14 protein-coding genes and 1 pseudogene are annotated in these 23,344 nt (G+C 58.2%); all 15 read left to right on the top strand.

The window, feature by feature from the left end; all coding sequences use genetic code 11:
* Positions 1–2,718, top strand: a complete 2,718-nt coding sequence (tssH, locus tag ACR3FB_RS19875) for a type VI secretion system ATPase TssH (protein WP_480566647.1) — start codon at positions 1–3, stop codon at positions 2,716–2,718.
* Between the two features lie 41 nt (positions 2,719–2,759).
* On the top strand, positions 2,760–4,316 hold the full coding sequence (locus ACR3FB_RS19870) for a hypothetical protein (RefSeq protein ID WP_170675844.1): 1,557 nt from the start codon (positions 2,760–2,762) through the stop codon (positions 4,314–4,316).
* 84 nt (positions 4,317–4,400) lie between these two features.
* A complete protein-coding gene (locus ACR3FB_RS19865; protein WP_170549437.1) occupies positions 4,401–5,618 on the top strand; it encodes a hypothetical protein in 1,218 nt (405 codons plus the stop codon).
* Positions 5,619–5,675: 57 nt separating this feature from the next.
* The gene (locus ACR3FB_RS19860; protein WP_480566809.1) at positions 5,676–6,533 is read left to right on the top strand and encodes an ion transporter; all 858 of its coding nucleotides are present in this window, start codon (positions 5,676–5,678) and stop codon (positions 6,531–6,533) included.
* Positions 6,526–7,026 (top strand): annotated as a pseudogene (tssB, locus tag ACR3FB_RS19855) (type VI secretion system contractile sheath small subunit); the annotation flags it as partial. The gene ACR3FB_RS19860 and the pseudogene tssB, both read left to right, overlap by 8 nt.
* A gap of 27 nt (positions 7,027–7,053) precedes the next feature.
* Entirely contained in the window at positions 7,054–10,938 is a 3,885-nt protein-coding gene (locus ACR3FB_RS19850) for a type VI secretion system contractile sheath domain-containing protein (RefSeq protein ID WP_480566808.1), read from the top strand.
* A 34-nt stretch (positions 10,939–10,972) separates the two neighbouring features.
* The gene (locus ACR3FB_RS19845) at positions 10,973–13,075 is read left to right on the top strand and encodes a type VI secretion system Vgr family protein (protein ID WP_480566645.1); all 2,103 of its coding nucleotides are present in this window, start codon (positions 10,973–10,975) and stop codon (positions 13,073–13,075) included.
* A gap of 12 nt (positions 13,076–13,087) precedes the next feature.
* Positions 13,088–13,699, top strand: a complete 612-nt coding sequence (locus ACR3FB_RS19840) for a DUF6931 family protein (protein WP_425084473.1) — start codon at positions 13,088–13,090, stop codon at positions 13,697–13,699.
* Between the two features lie 2 nt (positions 13,700–13,701).
* Entirely contained in the window at positions 13,702–14,007 is a 306-nt protein-coding gene (locus tag ACR3FB_RS19835) for a PAAR domain-containing protein (RefSeq protein WP_170467447.1), read from the top strand.
* Between the two features lie 10 nt (positions 14,008–14,017).
* Entirely contained in the window at positions 14,018–15,445 is a 1,428-nt protein-coding gene (tagH, locus tag ACR3FB_RS19830; RefSeq protein WP_480566643.1) for a type VI secretion system-associated FHA domain protein TagH, read from the top strand.
* A gap of 39 nt (positions 15,446–15,484) precedes the next feature.
* Complete coding sequence (gene tssK / locus ACR3FB_RS19825; protein WP_170378397.1) at positions 15,485–16,825, top strand: type VI secretion system baseplate subunit TssK; 1,341 nt, start codon at positions 15,485–15,487, stop codon at positions 16,823–16,825.
* 98 nt (positions 16,826–16,923) lie between these two features.
* Positions 16,924–18,360, top strand: coding sequence for a type IVB secretion system protein IcmH/DotU (gene icmH / locus ACR3FB_RS19820; protein WP_480566641.1), 1,437 nt, complete (start codon positions 16,924–16,926; stop codon positions 18,358–18,360).
* Positions 18,360–21,929 (top strand): type VI secretion system membrane subunit TssM, encoded by a 3,570-nt coding sequence (gene tssM / locus ACR3FB_RS19815; RefSeq protein ID WP_480566639.1) that lies wholly within the window; start codon positions 18,360–18,362, stop codon positions 21,927–21,929. The genes icmH and tssM overlap by 1 nt, the downstream gene beginning before the upstream one ends.
* Entirely contained in the window at positions 21,929–22,615 is a 687-nt protein-coding gene (gene tagF, locus ACR3FB_RS19810; RefSeq protein WP_480566637.1) for a type VI secretion system-associated protein TagF, read from the top strand. Before tssM ends, tagF begins: the two co-directional genes overlap by 1 nt.
* A complete protein-coding gene (locus tag ACR3FB_RS19805; RefSeq protein WP_170659069.1) occupies positions 22,612–23,334 on the top strand; it encodes a protein phosphatase 2C domain-containing protein in 723 nt (240 codons plus the stop codon). Before tagF ends, ACR3FB_RS19805 begins: the two co-directional genes overlap by 4 nt.
* Positions 23,335–23,344: the final 10 nt, after the last annotated feature.

Raw genomic sequence — 23,344 nt, 5'->3', positions numbered from 1 at the left:
ATGACGGAAATCAGCCGCGTATCGCTGTTCGGCAAGCTGAACAAGCTGGGCTATCAGGCCATCGAAGGGGCCACCGTGTTCTGCAAGATGCGGGGCAATCCGTATGTCGAAATCCAGCATTGGCTGCATCAGATCCTGAACGGTCAGGACAGCGACATTCACCGAATCATCCAGCACTACGACCTGGATCCGGGCAAGATCGCATCGGAGCTGACGCGCAGCCTGGACATGCTGCCGCGCGGGGCGTCCTCTATCTCGGATCTATCCGATCATCTGATGGACGCGATGGAGCGCGGTTGGGTTTGGGGCTCGTTGCTGTATTCCGACAGCAAGGTTCGGACGGGGTACCTGATCCTCGGCATGCTCAAGACGCCTGCATTGCGCAACATCTTGGCCAGTATGTCGCCGGAACTGGCCAAGATCGGGGCCGATGATCTAGCCGACAGTTTTGCTGAGGCCACCGATGGCTCACCTGAGGACTCGCTCGGCGCGCAGGATGGCTCGAACGTGGGCGGCGGTGCCGAGCCGGGTGAGGCCAGCGGCGCGATGGCCCCCGGCGCGATGGGCAAGGGTGAGGCGTTGGAGCAGTTTTGCACCGACCTGACCGAACAGGCCCGCAACGGTGAGATTGACCCCATCGTCGGACGTGATGAGGAAATCCGTCAGATCGTCGACGTGCTGATGCGTCGCCGTCAGAACAACCCGATCCTGACGGGTGAGGCTGGCGTTGGTAAAACAGCAGTGGTCGAAGGGTTTGCTTTGCGGATCGCGCGGGGGGACGTGCCGCCCGCGCTGAAAGATGTGCGTTTGCTGGTTCTGGATGTGGGCCTGTTACAAGCGGGTGCGTCCATGAAGGGCGAGTTTGAAAACCGACTGCGTCAGGTGATTGATGAGGTTCAGGCCAGCCCGACTCCGATTGTGATGTTCGTCGATGAGACTCATACGTTGGTCGGTGCAGGCGGCGCTGCCGGAACGGGCGACGCGGCCAACCTGCTGAAACCGGCGCTGGCGCGTGGCACGCTGCGCACCATCGGCGCGACCACATGGGCCGAATACAAAAAATACATCGAGAAAGACCCGGCACTGACCCGTCGTTTCCAAGTCGTGCATGTTGAAGAACCCGATATCCCAAAAGCGGTTCTGATGATGCGGGGCATCGCCTCGATGCTGGAAAAACACCACCGTGTGCAAGTGTTGGACGAGGGGATTGAAGCGGCAGTGACCCTGTCCGCCCGTTACATTCCCGCACGGCAACTGCCGGACAAATCGGTCAGCTTGCTGGATACGGCTTGTGCGCGGGTCGCGGTATCTCAGCACGCGGTTCCCGCTGAGGTGGATGACAGCCAGCGCCGGATTGAGGCTCTGACCACCGAATTGGAAATCATCGAGCGGGACGAGACCGCAGGCTATGACGTTGCTGACCGGCGCGAGGCGGTGAATGCCGCGAAAGAGGCTGAAGAGGCGCGGCTGGCCGAACTCAACGGGCGTTGGGAGGCCGAGAAGAAGGTGGTCGAAGAAATCCTCGACCTGCGTGCCAAGCTGCGCGCTGGCGGGCAAGAGGTCGAAGGAACGGGCACAGCCGAAGGCGAAGCCGCGACCGAAGAGGCTCCGGACGCGCAGCCCATCGACCGTGAGGCACTATTGGCCGAACTAAAAGCCAAGAACGCTGAGTTGGAAGAAGTGCAGGGCGACAGCCCGCTGATCCTGCCCATCGTCGATCATCAGGCGGTGGCGAGCGTTGTTGGCGACTGGACCGGTATCCCCGTGGGCCGCATGGTCAAAGATGAGATCGAGACGATCCTGAACCTCGAAAACCGTCTGGCTCAGCGTGTGATCGGACAAGATCACGCAATGAAGATGATCGCCAAACGGGTTCAAACCAGCCGGGCAGGGCTTGATAATCCGAACAAGCCTATCGGTGTCTTCATGCTGGCAGGCACCAGTGGCGTTGGTAAAACCGAAACCGCTCTGGCCTTGGCCGAGGTGCTGTATGGCGGCGAACAGAACGTCATCACCATCAACATGTCGGAATACCAAGAGGCGCATACCGTCAGCAGCCTGAAAGGCGCCCCTCCGGGTTATGTCGGATATGGCGAGGGCGGTGTGCTGACCGAGGCGGTGCGGCGCAAGCCGTACTCCGTCGTGTTGCTGGATGAGGTCGAAAAGGCCCACCCGGACGTGCACGAGATATTCTTTCAGGTCTTTGACAAGGGCGTGATGGAGGATGGCGAAGGTCGCGTGATCGACTTCAAAAACACGCTGATCCTGCTGACATCGAATGTCGGCACCGAGATGATCATGGATATGTGCGCCGATCCCGACCTGATGCCCGATCCGGAAGGCATGGCTAAGGCGCTGCGCGATCCGCTGCTCAAAGTATTCCCACCAGCGCTGTTGGGTCGTTTGGTGACGATTCCCTACTATCCGCTCAGCCCCGAAATGCTGGGCGAGATTACAAAGCTACAACTTGGGCGAATCAAAAAGCGCGTCGAATCTGCTCATGGTGTACCATTCGAATACACCGACGCCGTGGTGGACGAGATCGTCAACCGTTGTCAGGAGCTGGACAGCGGTGGTCGTATGATCGACGCGATCGTGACCAATACAATGCTGCCGGATATATCGGCAGAATTCCTAAAAAGAATGATGGAGGGCGAAGAAGTTTCCAAAGTCGTGATCGACGTCACAGACGGGGACTTCACTTACGGGTTTGATTGAGCGCAACGCATGATGCGTCTGACCGAGAAAGGGGACACTTTATGAAGGCGACTATGACACCGGAACTGGATCAGAAATGGTGGTCCAAGAACAAACCGAAGCTGATGAAGAAAACCGGCCTGGGCGATGCTTTGAAAGCATACCAGGTCGCCGAAGATCAGATGGATTGGGACAAGACTTTGAAAGCCTTGTCCAACGTCAAGCGCAAGGTTGCCGAGGCTGTGAAGCTCGCGGGCAGCAAGCACTCGGATACAGTGACGGTCCTGAAAAAGTACCCCAAGATCATCGACAAGAAAGAAAAGGAACTTGAGGAAAAGAAAAAGGACGCAGCGGCTCGGGCTAAGTCGGCCTCGAGTGATGCGCCCAAGCAGAAACTGGGTAAGTCGGTTGTCATCTGGAAAAAGGATCTGGGCACCGAGATTACCAAGAAATACAAGCCCGATTGGCTGAAAGAGCTGAAGGGTTATGCGTTCCAGTTGAAGCTGAACGATGATCTTCTGGATGTTCTGGAAGATGAGGGCGACTATGTCACGCCGCAGCAGATGGTGGATGACGCCAATGCAGTGACCGACAAGCTGGTTGCCTTGATCGCCAAAGAGCTGATGGCGACGGATGCGGCGATCAAGAAGGCCAGCGACGCAAAGAAACGCGCGGCGTTGATCAAAGGGTTCGACGACAAGCTCGCGACCATCATGAACGGTGCTAAAAAGCACTATGAGTCGATCCCGGCCAAGCGCTGGCAGGCCTTTGTGAAGCGCAAGCAACAGTACAAGGACTATAAGGTTAAAACCGGCTTTGACATCACGCTTGGCGTGTTGGGTGTCGTCGGTGGGGCCGCGGGTGTGGCCGGTGCGGCCGCAACAGGCGGCGCGTCGCTGGCCTTGGGGATCGTCTCGCTGGTGCGGGGCGTTGCGCAACTGGCTGATAAGATCAAGGACGCCGCGCAAGAGGCCGAGAAGGTCGAAAAGAACCTCAAAAGCGATCTGGACACGCTCCTCAAGCGGTATCGCACCGCGGAAGGCGAGGCCAAAAAGCAGGTTCAGGGCGGTGCCGAGGTTGGTGCCTCAGTCCTAAAGGGTATTTTGGGCACCGATACGCCGTTCCTGGCCACTCTGCCGAAATGCGACAAGAACTATGGTTTGTGGCAAAACAAAGTCGCCGGGCTTGAAGTTGGTGGGCGCAAACTGTCTCAGGCGATCATGAAGGGCCTGCAGGAATGCGACAAGCTTGAGAAAGCCATGAAACAGGCTGACGCGAAGAAGGCCGGTAAGTATCTGGACAAGCTCAAGAAAGCCCGTGCCTCGTTGCAGAAGGGTTTGGATGGGTGTTCGGATATGATGAAGCGGGTCTCGGACGCGGATAAGAACGCGCCGAACCTCAAGAAGATGCTGGATGCGCTGAATTCGAGCAATCCGAAATACGCGCAGATCTTCGACAAGGTATTCCCGGTTGTCGTCAACCTAACGCTGGCGGGTGCAAATGCTGGGGTTGGCTTCAAGGAAGCGTCGAGCACGCTCGACACAGTCAACACGGCGCTTGGGCTGTTCAACGACATTGCCTCGGAAGGCAAGGATCAGCTGGAAGAAGCGATCGGCTAAGCGACGGGGCGGCGCCTGTGGCCCAAAGCCACGCGGCGCCGACCTCATCCGGCAGGAACGAAACGGAATATAGGCGCGAAAAAAATGGCAAAGCAGACAGTTACACCTCACAAGTTCTACGTGGTCGATCTCATCCGGTCGAAGCCCAAGCTTCAGTATATCGAGATCCCCAGCTACCGCGTTGACGTCAAATTCGAAGTCACGGCCAAGGGTCCGGTACCGTCGACCACGCTGAAACGTCTTGAAGCAGCAGGCATGAAAGAGCTGGAGCGCTATGAGACGGTGATCAGTCAGGAGGCGGTCAAGCTCGACAAGAAAGTCGCCGAGCTGATGAAGACGCCGGGTCAGAAGTCTCAGGCCGAAGCTGAGAAGATGATCCAGGCCACCAACCAGATGATCAAGAACGCCCTGCGGTCGGCCGAAGGGGCCGCTCAGGTGGCGATCGAAAAGCAGATCAAGGTTGAGGCGAATAAGGACAAACTGCTGAAAGAAGCACGGGTCAAGACGACGCTGAAGGTGACTGCCGGTGTGATCAAGATCGGTACGGCTGTCACACGGCTGGTGGCGACCTCGGGCGCGGATGTCATGGCCTACAAGACCATTGTCAAACAGGTCTACGACCTTGGCAAAGAGGTTCAGCAGCAGTTGAAGGGTGAAGAAAAACTGCGCAAGGATTTGGAAGGCGCCATCCAGAAATATATAAAGCTGCGTGGCACCTCGATCATGCAGGCGGCTGAGCGGCAGGGTATTACCGATACGTCCGGAATCTCGGTCAAGAAACCGATGGAGGCGATCAAGAAACTGACCGCCAAGGCCCTCGCCATGGGTGATGAGGTCACCAAGGGCCGCGATGCCAAGAAGATCGCCAAAGAAATCGCGGATTTCGCGATCAAGGGCTATCAAGTCTACCAGAAGGATTCGAACAAGAAGCGCGCGCTCTATCGTGAGCATACGACGAAGACGCGCCATAAGGTCGATGATCTGGGCAAGGCCGCTGACAAGCTGATGAAGGCTGCGAAGTCGCAGAAAACCCTGAAAGAGGGCGTCAAGCTGGGGGCCGAATGTATGGCCGTCAAGCGTGAAGCCAGCGCAATGGCCGCCAAGCTCGAAGAACGTCAGAAGTTCCTGGCCGAGATGGAGGCTCTGATGGAAGGCAACGGTCTGAAAGTGGATGACACCACGATCATGGATAAGCTGAAGAAGCTGGACAAGATGACGGTTCTGAAAGAGACCAAGACAATGTTTACCTCGGTCAAAGGGGTCTACAAACTGGTGGATGGAATCAGCGACGTCGTTGGTTAAACACGTAAATCTTCGGGTGCGGATCGCCGCGCCCGACACCCAAAGCAACAGGAGGTGTTGGTGGAACCCGGTATCGAGAAGAGCGAAACGCTCCGCGACACCGTGCGCGAGTTTGTCGAGCGTAAGGCTGTGACCAACACCATTCTTGGTGTGATCATTTTCAACGCGATCACGCTGGGGCTATCAACCTCTCCTTCGGTTCAGTCGAGTATCGGCCCGACCCTGGTTGTGATCGACAAGATCGTGCTGGGCATTTTCGTGGCCGAGCTGTTGATGAAATTCTATGCTTACCGGTTCAGCTTCTTCAACAACGCCTGGAACATCTTTGACCTTGTTGTTGTTACGCTGGGTTTGCTGCCCAACCGCGATGGGCTGTCCGCGCTGCGTGGGTTGCGCGTCATCCGGGCGATGCGTTTGCTATCGGTCATCCCGCAGATGCGGGCTGTGGTCCAGGCCTTGCTGGACGCGCTGCCCGGGATGGGCGCGGTAATCATCATGATCTCGATCGTGTTCTACGTTTTCGCCGTCATGGCGACGTTGATGTACGGCCCGGATTTCCCGGAATGGTTCGGTTCTTTGGGTAAATCGCTCTATTCGCTGTTCCAGATCATGACGCTGGAAAGCTGGTCGATGGGCATCGTCCGTCCAGTGATGGAGGTTCATCCCACCGCTTGGATTTTCTTCGTACCCTTCATCGTTATCACCGCCTTTTCGGTTCTGAACCTGTTCATCGGTCTGCTGGTCAACACCATGCAATCCGCTGTGGAGGACGAGTCGGTCGAAGAGTTCTCGCATCTGCGAGAACTGGTGCGTAGTGAGACTGATATCGTAGATGATCGCGTGAAGGAACTGCTGGTCGAGGTTCGCGCCCTGCGGCGTGAAGTGTCCGAGTTGAAAGGTCAAACCGATGGCTGACAGCTCTCAGAAATTCATTGCCCGCAATCGGGCTCCGCGCGTTCAGATTGAATATGATGTGGAACTTTACGGGGCCGAGAAAAAGGTTCAACTGCCCTTTGTCATGGGCGTGATGAGTGATCTCTCCGGCAAGTCCACGGTCGAAACGCCCGCAGTCTCGGATCGCAAATTCCTTGAGATTGATGTCGACAATTTCGATGACCGTATGAAGGCCATGGCCCCACGCGTTGAATTTGCCGTGCCAAATACGCTGACGGGCGAGGGTAATCTGGCCGTCGATTTGACATTTGAGAAGATGGCAGATTTTACCCCGGCCCAGATCGCCTCGAAGATCGAGCCTCTGCGCAAACTGCTCGAGGCCCGTACGCAATTGTCGACCTTGATGGCCTATATGGATGGGAAGACCGGGGCCGAGACGCTGATCGAAAAAGTGCTGGCCGATCCGGCCCTTCTGGGCGCGCTTGCGGGCAGTTCGCTCCCAGAGCAGGACAATGAGGCCACGTTGGACGCCTTGCGGGATATGATGCCCGAGGACGCCCTCTCCGATAATTCGGTGGAGGATGCGCTTGCGTCTTTGCCCGAGGTTGAGACCGCCGAAGTGCAGGGTCAATCGGCTGACATCTTGTCCGATCTGGCGGCTGAAGCTCCCGAAGACGCACCTGAAGATACAACTGTCGCAGATGCTTTGTCCTCACTGCCCGACTCGGTTGAACCCGAAGCGCCTGTAGATGACAGCGCGGATGTCCTGTCCAATCTGGCAGCTTCCGCACCCGAGGAAACGGCTCAGGATACCTCTCTCTCGGACGCTTTGTCTTCGCTGCCCGAAACCGAGGTTACAGAGGTAACCGACACATCAGGCGATATTCTGGCGGAATTGGCCGACGCGGCACCTGCGGATGAGGTTGAAGACACCGCCGCAGATGACATCCTGTCCAGCCTGCCAGATGTCGAGATTGCGGCGGAAGAGGACGCGTCGGATGATATCTTGTCCGATTTGGCCAGTTCTGAGCCTGATGATGAGCCCGAGGATACGTCTGTCGCGGATGCTCTGTCTTCTGTCTCAGAGGTCGAGCTGCCCGACGCGTCAGAAGACTCGACGGAGGTTCTTGCCGATCTGGCCGATGCTGCGCCCGAGGCGACCGAAGTAGAGGATGCGACTTCGGATATTTTGGCTGACCTCAGCGATCTGGACACCGAAGAGGTCGAAGACAGCTCTGTGTCCGATGCCCTCGCGTCTCTGCCGGAAAGTGATGTCGCGGATGAGGTTGATGGGTCCGATGACATCCTGTCAGAGCTTGCAGATTCCGCGCTGGATATTGAGGCCGAAGAGGATACGCTCAGCGATGTTCTCGCCTCAGTGCCCGAGGTTGAAGCCGCATCTGAGACGGATCAGAGCGATGATATCCTCTCTGAAATGGCCGATCTGGAGCTGGAGGAGACGGAAGAGGACGGCGCACTGGATGCGGCGCTTTCATCGCTTCCGGATGCCGCCGAAGAGGCCGAAGAAGATCATTCGGACATTTTGTCCGACCTCGCCGACGCTGCTCCTGATGAAGCGGCGGACGACGTTGATCTGGACGGTCTGCTGGATGATCTGGCGGAGAAGGCTCCCGATGAAGCGGATGAGCCTGCGGCAGACGACATACTCGCCTCGGTACCCGAACTGGACAGCAAGGATGAGGCCGATCCGCTAGAGGACATCCTCGGTGATCTGGCCAGCGACGATCAACCTGATCCAGAGGCAGAAGCGTCCGACCTGGATGATTTGCTTGCCGATCTGGCGGATTCTGCTGACGAAGCACAGCCGGAGGAGGATGTTCTGGACGACATCCTCGGGGATTTGGTGGAACCCGAAGCTGATGAGGTCGACGAAGCTGACGTAGAAAACGTTCTTGCAGATTTAGCCGAAGAGCCTAACGGCGATCTGGATGATCTTTTGAATGACCTTGGGTCGGATGACGATACATCTGCACCGACGGATGAAGCGGCCGATGACCTGGAAGATCTGCTGGGTGATCTCGAAGAGACGTCAGATGATGCGTCTGACGATCTGGATGCGCTTCTGAGTGATTTGGAATCCGAGCCGGACAGCGATGCCGCTGCAGACGATTTGGACACCTTGCTGGGTGATCTTGAAGGCGGTGATGAGACAGAAGATGCGGACACAGATGATGTCGACGCGCTTTTGGCGGACCTTGGCGACGATGTAGAGGATGAAAATACCGGCGCGGACGATCTTGACGCCTTGCTGGGTGATCTTGAAGGCGGTGATGAGACAGAAGATGTGGATACAGATGATCTGGATTCGCTGCTGGCAGACCTTGGCGACGATGTTGAGGATAAGGATGCTGGCGGAGATGATCTGGACGCCTTGCTGAACGACCTAGGGTCGGACGAGGAGAGTGCGTCTGAGGAGGGGTCAGCTGATGATCTGGACGCTCTGCTGGCGGATCTCGGCGATGATGAGGGCGGTTCAGACGACCTTGGTGATCTGTTGAATGATTTGGGCGCAGATGAGGATAATGAGGCATCCTCTGACGAAACGACAGATGACTTGGATGCCTTGCTGGGCGATCTAGACCTGGACGACGAGGGCGGATCTGATGATCTGGACGCTCTGCTGGGTGACCTCGATGCCGATGACGCGTCAGATGAAACAGCGGAATTGGAGGACGAGCCGCAATTGGCATTCGGCCGCATGAGCGCGGATCGACCTGACCCAGAACGGCTGAAGCGCACCCGATTCCGGATCGCGATCTTCGGCGATTTCTCTGGCCGAGCGGCGCGTGGACAGATCGAGACCGGAGACGCCTTGGCTGCACGCAAGCCGATCATTCTGGATCCCGATACGGTCGAAGAGGTGATCGAGGGGTTCGCAACCGATCTCGTGCTGCCGATTGGCAAGGACGGGGCTGGGATCGAAGTGAAACTGAAAGAACTGGACGATCTGCATCCCGACGAGCTTTATGAAAAGGTTGAACTGTTCGATGGCCTCTCGGGTCTGAAAAGCCAGCTGAGCGCGGGTGGGACTGCAGATCACGCCGCCAAACAGCTGATTGGTTGGGGGGAAGAGTTCGGGCAGGCGGTTGTGCCGCCACGCAAATCCTCGAGCGGTAACACGGTTCGTGCTGACCTGAAGCTCAGCGATTTTCAGAAACTGATCGGCGATACATCGGGTGAACTGGCGCAGGCCTCGCCGGTCGATGACCTTCTGAAACGCGTGGTCGGCCCGCATATCCGCAAACTGCCCAGCCCCGATGTGCAGGCGATGCAAAAGGCCGTGGATGAGGCGCTGAGCGCAGCCATGCGCATGGTTCTGCATCACCCGGAATTCCAATCCGTCGAAGCGCAGTGGCGCAGCCTCGATCTGATTGCGCGTAGTGTCGAGGATGACGATACGCTCGACGTGGTTTTGTATGACGTTTCGGCCGAAGAAATTGCGGCGGATCTGGCTGCCGAGGAGGATCTGGCGAAAACCGGTCTGGTTCGGTTGCTGACCGAAGAGCCGTTGGACGAAGAAAACGGGCGCGGCGGGTATTCAGCACTGATCGGGCTTTATACCTTTGAGGAAACGCCCCCTCATGCGGAATTACTGGGCCGTATTGGCCGTGTGGCGGCCCATGTGGATGCGCCGTTCATCAGCGCAATCACCCCCGCCTATCTGGATGTGAAGCCCGAGGACCGCCACCCGCTGGTGGTCGAAGCCTGGGATACCTTGCGCGCGATGCCCGAAGCCGGGCATGTCGGCCTGGCCTCTCCCCGGTTCTTGCTGCGACGGCCTTACGGCGCCAAGTCTGAGCCGATCTATGAGTTCGATTTTGAGGAATTCACTGAGTCTGAAGGCCTGCGCGGTATGCTTTGGGCCAATCCGGCGGTTCTGGTGACGATCCTGTTGGCGCGGTCCTTCAAGCAAAATGGCAAGGCGATGAATTTGGGCTCAGTCATGAGCTTGGGTGGCATACCTTTCCATTTCGTCAATGACCGCTACGGCGATCAGGTGGCGCTGCCGTGTACCGAACGTAATATCACGCTGCCCAAGCACGAACATTCGGTCCAACGCGGCTATATGCCGGTGCTGTCGGTCAAAGGCCGCGATGAAATCCGGCTGGGCTCGTTCAACTCGGTTGCCGGGCAGGAGATTCTGGGCCCGTGGTCCGGTATGCCCGCGCCTGCACCGTCGCCCGATGTGCCTGCTGCGCCTGAGGCTGATGAGGATGACGATCTGGATTTGGATCTGGATCTCGATTCAGACGACGACGATGATTTCGACCTCGATCTGGACCTTCGAGATGACGACAGCGGCGATCTCGATGATCTGCTGGCGTCATTCGGGGATGATGACGGTGACGATAGTGATGATGAAGATATGGACCCCGAACTTGCTGCACTGCTGAACGATTTGTGACGGCGCGGTGAACGAGAATTGGAAGGAACGGTAAATGGCTGAGAGTCTGCAAAGTAAAGAGTGGCCGCTTCGGATAACGGGGTCGTATAGCTATGGTGAGGATGATCTTGTCATCAGGCGGGCCGTCGTCTCAGAAGAGCTGGGGAAACTGACCGAAATTCAGGTCGAGTTCCTGTCGGAAAAGACCACGATTTCGTTGGACAAACTGTTGGGCAAGGTGATGACCATCCATCTGGCAGCTGACGGAGCCGAGCGTAAATTCACTGGCACAATTGTAAGGGTGGAACGACTGGCGCTGCGCGACGGCTATGTACAGTTTCTGGCCGAATTGCGCCCCTGGTTCTGGCTGCTGACGCAGACCACCGACAGTCGCATCTTTCAGGAAATGACCGCCGTGCAGATCATCGAAAAGATTTTCGGTGAATACGGGCTTACGGATTTCAGAAAAAGCCTGCGCGCCACTTACCAGCAGCGCGAATACTGCGTGCAATATCGCGAAACGGATTTCGACTTTATCTCGCGCCTGATGCAGGAAGAGGGCATCTACTACTATTTCGATTACACGAATGCCAAGGACAAGAATGAGACGCTGGTCATGTGCGACGGACCAAACGCTCATACGCCGATTGCCGGTGACGCAAAGGTCGAATTCCGGGGCGGGGATGATTACAGCCAACGTCTTGGTGACTCGGTGACCGAATGGGCCGCGTCCGAGACGATCCGGCCCGGAGTTGTCTCGCTAGGCGATTTTGATTTCGAAAAGCCGAAAGCATCGCTGGATGCGCGGGCCAAAACGCCGACCGGGGCAAAGCACGGGTTCAAAGACAAACTAGAGCTTTACGATATTCCAGGTCACTACAAGGAAACCGGGCCGGGCAATACGCTGGCCAAGGTGCGGATGACGGCCGAGGATGCTCTGTTCGACCGGCGGCGTGGTCGGGCCTCGGTCCGAGCGCTGGAAACGGGGCGCAAGTTCACGCTGAAGGATCATCCAGACAAGGCGGAGAACGCGGAATACCTGATCACAAAGGCGCGGTATTTTCTTCAGACCACCGAAGGCTATGGATTTGCCAAGAACGACAAGGATCTGGACACCGGTGCGCTGGAGTTTCCAGAGGACAGCAATGAGATGTTCATGGTCGAGTTTGAGGCCCAGCCCGGCAAAACCGAATTCAAATCATTGCGCACGATCCCTTGGCCAGAAATCTCGGGTCTGCATACGGCCATTGTGACCGGCAAGGCTGGTGAGGAAATCTGGACTGACAAATACGGTCGCATCAAGGTTCAGTTCCATTGGGATCGTGAAGGCAAGAAAGACGAAAAGACCACCTGCTGGGTGCGGGTTGTCACCCCTTGGTCGGGTAAGAACTGGGGTATGGTCAGCATCCCCCGGATCGGACAGGAAGTTGTCATCCAGTTTGAAGAGGGTGATCCGGATCGGCCGATCTGCACGGGCATGCTCTACAATGCCGACACCATGCCACCCTATGCCTTGCCTGCAAACCAGACGCAAACCGGGATCAAGACGCGGTCCTCGAAACAGGGCAGCGCCGAGACGTTCAACGAACTGATGTTCGAGGACAAGAAAGACGCTGAACTCGTGCGCTTTCAGGCGCAGAAGGATCACGAGAAGCTGGTCAAGAATATGTCCACGATCACTATCGGCTACGACAAGCTGGACAAGGGTGGCAATGGCGGTGACGGCTGCCTCAGCCAAGTGGTCAAGAAGAACGTGGATGAGACGATCAAGGAAGGTGACCATACTTTCACCATCGAGAAAGGTAACCAGACGGTCAGCATCAAGACTGACCAGACCGAGACCATCGAGGGCAAGTCCACCCGCACCGTCACGGGCAATCATGCCGAAACGATCAAGGAAGGTGACAAATCCACGACGGTCAAGATGGGTGACATTCAGGTCGATGCCAAAATGGGCAAGATCACAATGACGGCAATGAAGTCGATCGAATTGAAGGTTGGTGGCTCTTCGATCAAACTGGACCCGACAAGCATTACGATCAAGAGCACGATGATCAAAGTCCAGGCTAATGCCAAGCTGGATGCAAAAAGCCCGATGACGACGGTCAATGGCGATGCCATGCTGACCCTCAAGGGCGGCCTGACAATGATCAACTAAGGGGGCAACGCGATGACAGACCGTTTTTCCGGAATGACCAAAACGCCCCAGATGCCCGCTGCGCGCATGCTGGCCGATGCCAATGCCCGCCTGAGCGTCAAGCTAGAGGCCCCGGCCAGTGCGCCTTTGGATGTGGTGTTGACTGAATTGGAAGAGAAAGGCGCAGTGATCGATATCCTACGCCTTCTGGGGGTGGCCTTGCCTGCCCGAGAGCGCGTGTGGTGGTCCTGTCTGGCCGCGCGCGACTATGTCGGTGAGGCCCCGGACAACAACACGCCCGCACTGGCGGCGTCCGAGGAATGGGTGTTTCGCCCCACGCCTGAAAACCGCGACAAGGCGGGCGCGACGATTGATCTCGCCGAACCAGATGATGAGACGGTAAATTGCGCTATGGGCGTGTTATACTCGGACGGAACTCTGGGTTCGGGTGATCTGGCCAACGTTCCGGCCCCTCTCGGGGCGGCCGAAGTTGTGGCCTTTGCGATGAATGTTGTTGCAATGGACAAACATGAAGAGGATTTTGACACCTACGTGCAGTTGCTGATTGACCGTGGGGTCGATATTGCTCGGGGTGGAAATGGTAAGCTGGACCGCGAGAACGCCAGCGCTGAGAAAGAGGAGTAAGCATGGGATTCCCGCAAGCACGAATCTTGGACTTGCATGCGTGTACGCTGCCTGCTCCTCCGCCAGCCCCGCCACCGCCTGCTCCGGTGCCGATGCCGATCATGCCGCCCTGCTGTACGACGGTTCTGGTGGGAAAACTGCCCGCAGCGCGTCTGTCAGATATGGCGACACCGGCATTTCCGCACCCGATCATCAAGGGTTCGGCCACCGTCCTGATCGGCAAGCTGCCTGCCGCCCGTGTGACGGATACCTGCGCCTGTGGTGGTCCGATCATTAAGGGCGAGTTTACCGTACTGGTCGGAGGATGAAGACAAACGAATGACGGTCACTTTGAAATTCCAATCCACCGGCGTGGTGCCGGGCGACGGGCGCCCGGTCTCGATGCAGGGGGGCTCTTTGACCGTGGGGCGTGGGCCGGCCAATGACTTGGTCCTGCCTGACCCCGAAAAGACTCTGAGCAAAAGCCACTTCGTCATTGAGGATCACAATGGAAACGTGGTGATTGTTGATCTGTCGACGAACGGAACTTTTCTGAACTACTCGAAAATCCCACTAGGTCGGACACCGACGCCGCTCAACAATGGCGACGTGCTTGCTGCGGGCGGGTATGAAATGGTTGTCGAAATCGGGGCGGACCTGCCCAGTTTCGAAGAATCGATCCCGCAGCCGGTGCAACAGGCGGGGGTGTCTCCGGGTATGTCCCAGAATGCGCCGGATCCGATGGCATTGTTGGACGATGCCGCTCCGGGCGGGGATTTTCTGGATGACCTTTTGGGCGGTGACGCCAAAGGGCCCGGGCAGATTTCCACGCCCGACCCAATGGATGAACTGCTACCGCCCTTGGAGGATGACGATCCGTTCTTTGCTAAGCCCAAGGATGTGCATGCGGATATGGGCGCGAGCGATGCGATGCATAACCCGTCGGCCAGCGACGCGTTTACCGCGCCGTCGGCAGGAGGAGCCAACCTGATCCCAGATGACTGGGATGATGATCTGCTGTCGCCTGCGGGCGGCTCGAGCTCGGACCCGTTTGCCGCGCCTGAACCGGCGCGTCCGGAACCCACCGCGCCGCCTCCGATCAAGCCAAAGCCGGGCGGGCAGGCCGAGGTCGCTCCAACCCCTGAACCGGTTGAGGCAGAGAAACCTGTTCCGACCGGCGGTGGCGATCAATCCGCTGCCCGTGCCTTGCTAGAGGCGTTGGAGGTTGACGATCTGCGCATCGACGACGCCGATTTGCCTGCCACGATGGGCCGCATGGGCCGTGTGTTGCGGGTGATGATCACCGGCTTGCGGGAAATCCTGATGACCCGCACCTCGATCAAGTCCGAGTTCCGTATCGAACAGACCATGATCAATGCGGGCGGCAACAACCCGTTGAAGTTCTCGATCAGCCCGGAACAGGCGATTGAGGCCTTGGTCAAACCGCGTGTCAAAGGCTACCTAGCCTCGGAAGAGGCGACCGAACAGGCGTTGAACGACATCAAGGCGCACGAGGTTGCGATGGTCACTGGCATGGAGGCCGCGCTCAAAGGCGTTCTGGCCCGGCTGGATCCCGAGGTGCTGGCAGGAAAAATTGAGGGTTCCGGCAAACTTGGGTCACTTTTTAAAGGTAAAAAGGCTCAGTACTGGGAAGTGTACGAGAAGATGTATGCTGATATCTCGGATCAGGCAGAGAATGACTTTCACGATCTCTTCAGCCGGGAATTCGCGCGCGCGTATAAAGAACAGCTGGAAAAGCTGAAGTAACGCCCCATCACGGGCGGCAAGAACAAGGGAGGGCAGCCATTGTCCTGGGACAGCAAGGTGCTTTGGACCGAAGGGTTGTTTCTGCAACCCCATCACTTTCAGCAGGCGGATCGATATACCGAGGCGCTGGTGGCTGGTCTCGCACGCCGAGTCACGCCTTATGCGTGGGGTGTCAGTGCCTTAGAGATCGATGATGAAGTGCTCAAGGTCGGTCAGTTTGCCTTGAAATCCTGCTCGGGGCTGACGCCTGACGGGCAGGTATTTCGCGTGCCGCAGGCCGAAGATCACCCTCCTGCGCTGGAAGTGCCCGAGACGATTAAGGATTGCGTTGTCTACCTGACGGTTCCGCAGAGGCGGCAGGGCGCATCCGAGGTGGATCTGAGCGGGGCCGAACAATCGGTCAGCCGTCTGCGTCCGGCCGAGCAGGAAATCACGGATGTGATGAGCCAGCAGAAAAAGCCTGTCACGTTGGGCGTCGGCAAACTCCGCTTGCAGTTCGCGCTGGAAGTGGATGATTTGGCGGATAAATTGGCGATCCCGATTGCCAAGATCATCGAAGTGCGCCCGGACAAAGAGATTATTCTGGATCGCGGCTTCATCCCATCGGTGCTGGACGTGCGCGCCGCCGCTGCGCTGGCCGGTTTCATGAATGAACTTGAGGGGATGCTTTCGCACCGCATGCAGGCCTTGGCGGGGCGTCTTTCGGATGGCGGACCGGCAAAAGGGGCTGCCGAGATTTCGGATTTCCTGCTGTTGATGACCATCAACCGCAACCTGCCCTTGGTGCGCCATTTCGCCAATATTGAGAACGTGCATCCCGAACATGTCTACCGTGTTTGCGCCGCGCTCGCCGGTGAGCTGGCGACCTTCATGAGCACTGAGAAAGAGGCCGTGCAATTCCCGGCCTACCAGCATGACGACCTGACCGCCTCGTTCGCGCCGGTTATCCGGACCTTGCGACAGTATCTGAGTTCCGTGTTGGAGCAGACGGCGGTCTCAATCCCGCTGGAGGCGCGGAAATATGGCATCAGCGTGGGCGTAATTGCCGACCGCAAGCTGATCGGCAATGCCGGTTTCGTGCTGGCTGTAAACGCAGATATCCCAGCAGAGGACGTGCGCCGTCATTTCGCCGGGCAAGCCAAAACCGGACCAGTTGAGGAGATCCGTCAGTTGGTGAACTCGGCCCTTCCCGGTATCACGCTGCGCCCGTTGCCGGTCGCTCCGCGGCAGATTCCGTACCATTCAGGCGTCGTCTATTTCGAACTGGATGCTGCCAGCCCGTACTGGGGCAAGATGACCACCTCGGGTGGGATCGCGGTTCATGTATCGGGGCAATATCCCGGACTTGAGATGGAGCTGTGGGCGATCCGCAACCAATAAGAGTGAACGTGATCACTGGCGGCGCCAAAACAATTTGATAGGGCTTGATATGTGGGTCACACTCGTGACGCGGAAGCCTTAGGGGAACAGGTCAAAGAATGTCCGACAAAGATCCATTTGCCGAACCGGACGACACCGACAAGACGGTCATTCGCCCCAATCCCGGTGGGCGACGTCAGGCGGGCGGAATGCCGCAACAATCGGCTCCGCAGCAACCGGCAGGATATCCCGATCCGATGCAGGTGCCACAGACCGAGCCCATGGGGCAACCTGCGCCGGGCGGCGCGGGATACGGGGTGCCTCAATCCCAAACGCCCCAATCCCGGCCTGCGTCTGGCGGTGAAGAGGTTGCGACCACAGGTATGAACCGGCTGAATGCCTGCGCGGCATCGCTATTTTCGTTGATCAGCCGCATTCGCAACCGCGCGCAGCATATGGACCCGGACAAGCTGCGCCAAAGCGTTGTGGCCGAGGTGCGCGCGTTTGAAAATGCCGCTTTGCAGGCGGGCATAGCGGCGCAGACCGTCAAGATCGCACGCTATGCTTTGTGCGCGACTTTGGACGACGTTGTTTTGAATACACCGTGGGGTGGCCAATCCAGCTGGGCGACCCAATCGCTGGTCGGCACCTTCCACCGAGAGACCGTCGGTGGTGATCGCTTCTATGACCTGCTGGCACGTCTCGAACAGGACCCGGCCAACAATATTGAGCTGCTGGAATTCGTCTACATGTGCCTCTCGCTTGGGTTCGAGGGGCGTTTGCGCGTCGAACAGGGCGGCGCGGACAAGCATATGCAGATCCGTCAGGGTCTCGCGCGGATCATTCGCGCACAGCGTGGTGACGTGGAACGGGATCTCGCCCCGCATTGGGAAGGGGTCGACAAACCCTACCGCGCCCTCAGCCTGTGGAAGCCGGTCTGGATCGCTGTTGGCGTGACCGCGCTGCTGTTGCTGATCGAATTTGGTGGGTTGTCTTATCTGCTGTCCAACAAGACCGAAAACCTTGTGGGGCAGATGTCGGTGATTGATGCTGGCCGGGTGACAGAGCTGCAGCGCCGCGCCCCGCCGCCTCCTCCGCCACCGCCGCAAGCCCAGCCGCAGGTCGAAAAGGTCGTTGCTTTCCTCCAGCCCGAGATCGACGAAGGGCTGGTTGAGGTTTTTGAGAAGGGCAACACGCTGATTATCCGGATCAAGGGATCTGGCATGTTCGGGTCGGGTTCGGATCATCTGCAGGACAAATTCAAGGAACCGGTGCGCCGCGTGGCCGTAGCCTTGGACGGAGAACCAGGAGGGGTCATCGTGACCGGGCACTCAGACAATGTGCCGATCCGCTCATCGCGCTTTCCGTCCAACCTTGCGCTGTCTCTGGCACGGGCCAAATCGGTGATGAACCAGATGGCGGGTGAGATTTCCGATCCCGACCGCCTAAGCGCCGAAGGCCGCGCCGATAGCGAACCGATTGCCGACAACTCGACCCGCGAAGGCCGGGCCACGAACCGCAGGATCGAAGTCCTGCTGGTTCAGGAGGAGAACTGATGATCCGCCGCGTTCTAAGATATGTTTTCATGTCGATCTACACCGTGCTGTTCTTCACGGCGACGGTTCTAGCCGGGTGTCTGTACTATTTCGGTCCGTGGATCGGCTCGGACGAGTGGCGTCCGCTGGATGGGGTCGGAACCCGCCTGATCTGGTGCGGGGTGATCTATCTGGTCTTCTTCCTGATCGGCCTGACCATCTTCTTGCTGCGCCGACGTCGCGAAAAGAAACTGACGGAAGAGATCACTGAATCCGTCGCCGATGGTGGCGACATGATCGACAGCGAGATTTCCGAGCTTCGCGGCAAACTGAAAACCGCGATGGCGGCTTTGCGCAAGTCCAAGAACGGGCGACGGCATCTGAATGAGCTGCCGTGGTACGTCATGATCGGCCCTCCGGGCGCTGGCAAAACGACGGCTATCGTGAACTCGGGCCTGAACTTTCCGCTGGCGGATGAGCTGGGCAAGACCGCGATCGGCGGTGTTGGAGGTACGCGGAACTGCGACTGGTGGTTCACCGAGAACGCCGTTCTGATCGACACCGCCGGGCGTTATACCACGCAGGAAAGCGATGCCGAGGTCGACAATGCGGCCTGGATCGGGTTCCTCAACCTACTCAAGAAATACCGCAAACGGCAGCCGATTAATGGCGCGATGATCGCGATTTCGCTTTCTGACCTGTCCTTGCAGGACGAGGTCACGCAGAAAGAACACGCCAAGGCCGTCCGTCGCCGACTGGAAGAGCTGCGTGAAAAGCTCGGTGTGCGGTTCCCGGTTTATATCCTGTTTACCAAGGCCGACCTCATCGCAGGTTTCGCCGAATTCCACGACAATCTGGGCAAAGAAGATCGCGAGCAGGTTTGGGGCTTTACACTGCCATTGGACAAATCGCGTAGCGAGCAATCTCCGGTCGCGGCTTTTGACGAGGAATTCGCCCTGCTTCTGGGTCGTCTGAATTCGCAGTCGTTGGAGCGGATGCAGACCGAGACAGACCCGCAGCGCCGCGCGCTGATTGCCGGGTTCCCGATGCAGGTCGCCTCGGTTCGCAAAGTGGCGCATGAGTTCCTGACCGAGGTGTTTCAGGACAGCCGCTATCAGCACCGCCACATGCTGCGTGGGGTTTATTTCACGTCGGGCACGCAAGAAGGCACGCCGATTGACCGTCTGATGCTGGGCATGGCAAGGACCTTTGGGATTGGCCGTCAGGCCATCGGCTCTGGGCAGGGGTCGGGTCGCTCCTATTTCCTGACGCGCCTGTTTGATCAGGTGATCTTCCGCGAGGCTGGTCTGGTCAGTGCTGATGACAAGGTCGAAAAGCGCTACAAGATCACCAAATGGGCCTCGATTGCCGCGACTGTCATTGCCGCCGTCACGGTCGGAGCCTTGCTGGTGCGCAGCTTCATGGGCAATACCGACCTGATCGCCGAGGCGCAGGAGGGTGTATCCGCCTATCAGGCCGCCGCTGCGACTTTGCCGCCCAGCCCCGTTGGTGACACCGATCTGGTTCCGGTCGTTCAAGCGCTCAACACGCTGCGCGATCTGCCGGCCAACCCGACGCTTTCGGATCCGGACCCTGAAACACGTCTGACTTATGGTCTCTATCAGGGCGACGTGATCGGCACACAGGCGGCGCAAACCTATCGTGCTGCATTGAATCAACGCCTGTTACCGCGTCTTCTTCTGCGTCTGGAAGAGCAGATGAGCGCCAACATCAACAACCCCGATGTGCTCTATGAGGCGCTGAAGGTCTATCTGATGCTGGGTCTGCAGGGGCCGATGAACCAGGATTTGGTCAAGGAATGGATGAACATTGACTGGAGCGTGTCCTTCCCCGGCCCATCGCGTGAGGAATTCCGCGCGGATCTGAACGATCATCTCGACGCCATGTTGAACCAGCCGATGCAAGAGATCGCTCTGAATGGCCCAATGGTGGATCAGATTCAGGGTATCCTGTCGGAACTCCCACTGGCGCAGCGTGTCTATAACGGTATCGTCTCCAGCCCCGCGGCCACAGCGCTGCCGGAGTGGCGGATCACCGAGGTAGGTGGCCCCGCTGTTGGTCGCGTTCTGGTGCGGTCCTCCGGGAAACCTCTGAACGACGGGATTGAAGGTATTTTCACCTATAATGGCTTCAATAACGTCTTCCTTGGTGAGGCGATTGGCGTCGCCAAACGCGTGCAGAAGGAAAGCTGGGTTCTGGGACCCCGAGGTGAGGCTGAACAGACTGAGCAGGCTCTTGCTGCCCTCAGCCGTGATGTTCTGGACCTCTACTACAACGACTACATCGCGCGCTATGACGCCATGCTGGGCGATATCGACATCGTGCCGATGGAAAGCCTCAGCCACGCGGTTGAGGTCACCAATGTGCTGTCAGGCCCGACGTCTCCTATCGTGAACGTCCTGAATTCGATCTCGGATGAGACGAAATTGACCGAAGACCGGTCAATTCTCTCGGGCAATGATGCGATCAGCGAAGGCGTTTCCGGTGCCGCCGCGATTGAGCTGCAATCCGCGACCTCAGCCCAGACACAGATCCTGTTGGAAGCCTTGGCCAAAACCAGTGGTGTCAATGCCGGCGAACCCGTGCAAGCGCCAGGGCAGTATGTCGAGGATCGCTTCGATTGGTTGCATCAGCTGGTTGAAAGGCAAGAAGGGCAGCCTTCGCAGTTGGACATGCTGATGGGCTCGCTGACGGGCGTGTATCAGGAGCTGAACAAAATGTCGTTCAGTGGCGTCTCTGGCGGTGAAACCGGGCAGGCTCTGCAGCAGTTCCAGCAAGAGGCCGCCCGTATCCCCGGCCCGATGGAACGCTGGGCCCTGCAGATCATCGATGGCTCGTCCGGGATCACCTCGGACAGCACCCGCTCGTCCATCAACGCGCGGTGGCAATCGACGGTTCTGCCGTTCTGCGAGCAGGTCGTCGGAGATCGCTATCCGTTCAACCGCCGCTCGGGTGCGGATGTTGCGATGGGTGACTTTGGCAAGTTGTTCGGCCCGCAAGGTCTGATCGACTCGTTCTTCAATGAAAACCTCGCGAAACATGTGGATATGCGCACGCGTCCATGGTCGTGGAAGTCCGGGGTCAATGCGACCGATCTGGGCATCAGCCAGGCGGTTCTGACTCAGTTCCAGAACGCCGCCGAGATCAAAGAGGCGTTCTTTGCCGCAGGCCCGCAACCGCAAATCCAGTTCCAGATCATGCCCGAGGCGCTGGACCCAAAGGCCAAGGGCGTCAAGCTTGAGATTGACGGCCAAGTGCTGGAGTTCAAACATCGCGGTGGGCTGCCCTCACCCCTCGCTGTGACATGGCCGGGCTCGGTTGGGCTGGCGCGCGTCAGCTTTGAGCCGGAAAAGCGCAATATCGAAAGCGTTCTGTCCAAGGACGGCCCCTGGGCCTGGTTCCGCCTGCTGGACGCGGCCGAGGTACGGCGCACCAATGTGTCAGACCGCAAGAAGGTGATCTTCAATGTCGGTGGTCGCATCGCAATCTTCCAGTTGCAGTCAGGGTCGGTCATCAATCCGTTCGCCTTGCCAGCGCTGCAGAAATTCAGCTGCCCCAAGTCGTTCTGATGCAAACAGGCGGGTTTGGTGCATTCGGCAAGATGCCCTCGGTCGGAGATTTCTTCCGCCTCGGGGTGTCTCAGGCGTTTGTGCAGCCGTGGGATGAGTGGATACAGCGCAGCATGTTGGCTGCGTCAGAAACCTTGGCTAAGGCATGGGATTCCCATTACATGTCCGCTCCGATTTGGCGGTTTTGCCTGTCTCCCGGGCTGGCCGGGCCGCAAAAGATGCTGGGGGTTTTGATGCCTTCGGTGGATCGGGTCGGACGTCGGTTTCCTTTGACCTTGGTCGCTGGCGTGTCGAACGAAGGGTCTGCCGCGCTGGCGCATTTCCGGGCGGCTGAGGTTTACCGACAGCTTGAAGATCTGGCGCTTGCCGCGCTCGAAGATGACATGACCCGCGACAAGCTGGCCGAAGGTCTGGCCGCTTTGCCAGCCCCAACGCAGCAACCGACGGCTCCTGTGCGCGCGCATGGGAACACGATGGTTCTGACCCGCGGGGAAGTCTCCGACAGCTTGTTGCCTGATCTGGCGGCGGGGTTGATGTCGCAAAGATATCGCACCCCAAGCGTTTGGAGCACCGAAATCGGCGGTGTCCCCCGAATGATGATCTGCGAAGGTTTACCGGATGGGGCAAACATGCAAGGCTTGTTCAACCTACACGCCGCATTGTGGACCGAGGCACGACCAATATGAATTCAAGTCACCGCGTTCGGTACAGCGCACGCAGCCATGTGGGCCTCAGGCGTAAGGTCAACGAAGACGCGGTGCTGGCGCTGCCTGAGGAAAGCCTCTGGCTGGTGGCTGATGGGATGGGCGGGCATGATGCGGGAGACTATGCCAGCCGATTGGTCGCGGATATGGTTGCCGCAATCCCGCCCGGTTTGGCCCCAGCAGATAGGTTGACCGCATTGCGGGACGCAATCCAGCGCGCCCATGCCGTGATCCGACAAGAGGCAGATGCCCGAGGTGGCGGCACGATTGGTACGACGGTCGCGTGCATGATGCTCGCCAATGGGCATTTCGTGGGGCTTTGGGCTGGGGACAGCCGTATTTATCTGTTGCGTGAGGGCAAGATCCAGATGCTCAGCACCGATCACTCGGTTGTTGCGGATCTGGTTCTGGCTGGTCAGATGAGCTGGGACGAGGCAGAGCAGCACCCTCAATCCAATGCGATCACACGGGCCGTGGGCGTTGGGGATGTTCTTGAACTGGACAAGGTCCGTGGCGAGGTTCAGCCCGGCGACCGTTTCCTGATCTGCTCAGACGGCCTTAGTAAATACGCGACCTTCCCGATGCTGGAAAAAGCACTGTCGGATATGCCGATCGAGACCGTCTCGGATCAGTTGATACAGGTCGCGCTGGATGGCGGCGGGGCCGACAACATTACCGTGATTGTCGTCGACATCCTTTAATTTCACATTT

It is taken from the genome of Ruegeria sp. AO1, assembly GCF_056535985.1.
The sequence above is the reverse complement of the archived record's forward strand: the minus strand, read 5'-3'. Positions and strand labels throughout refer to the sequence as shown.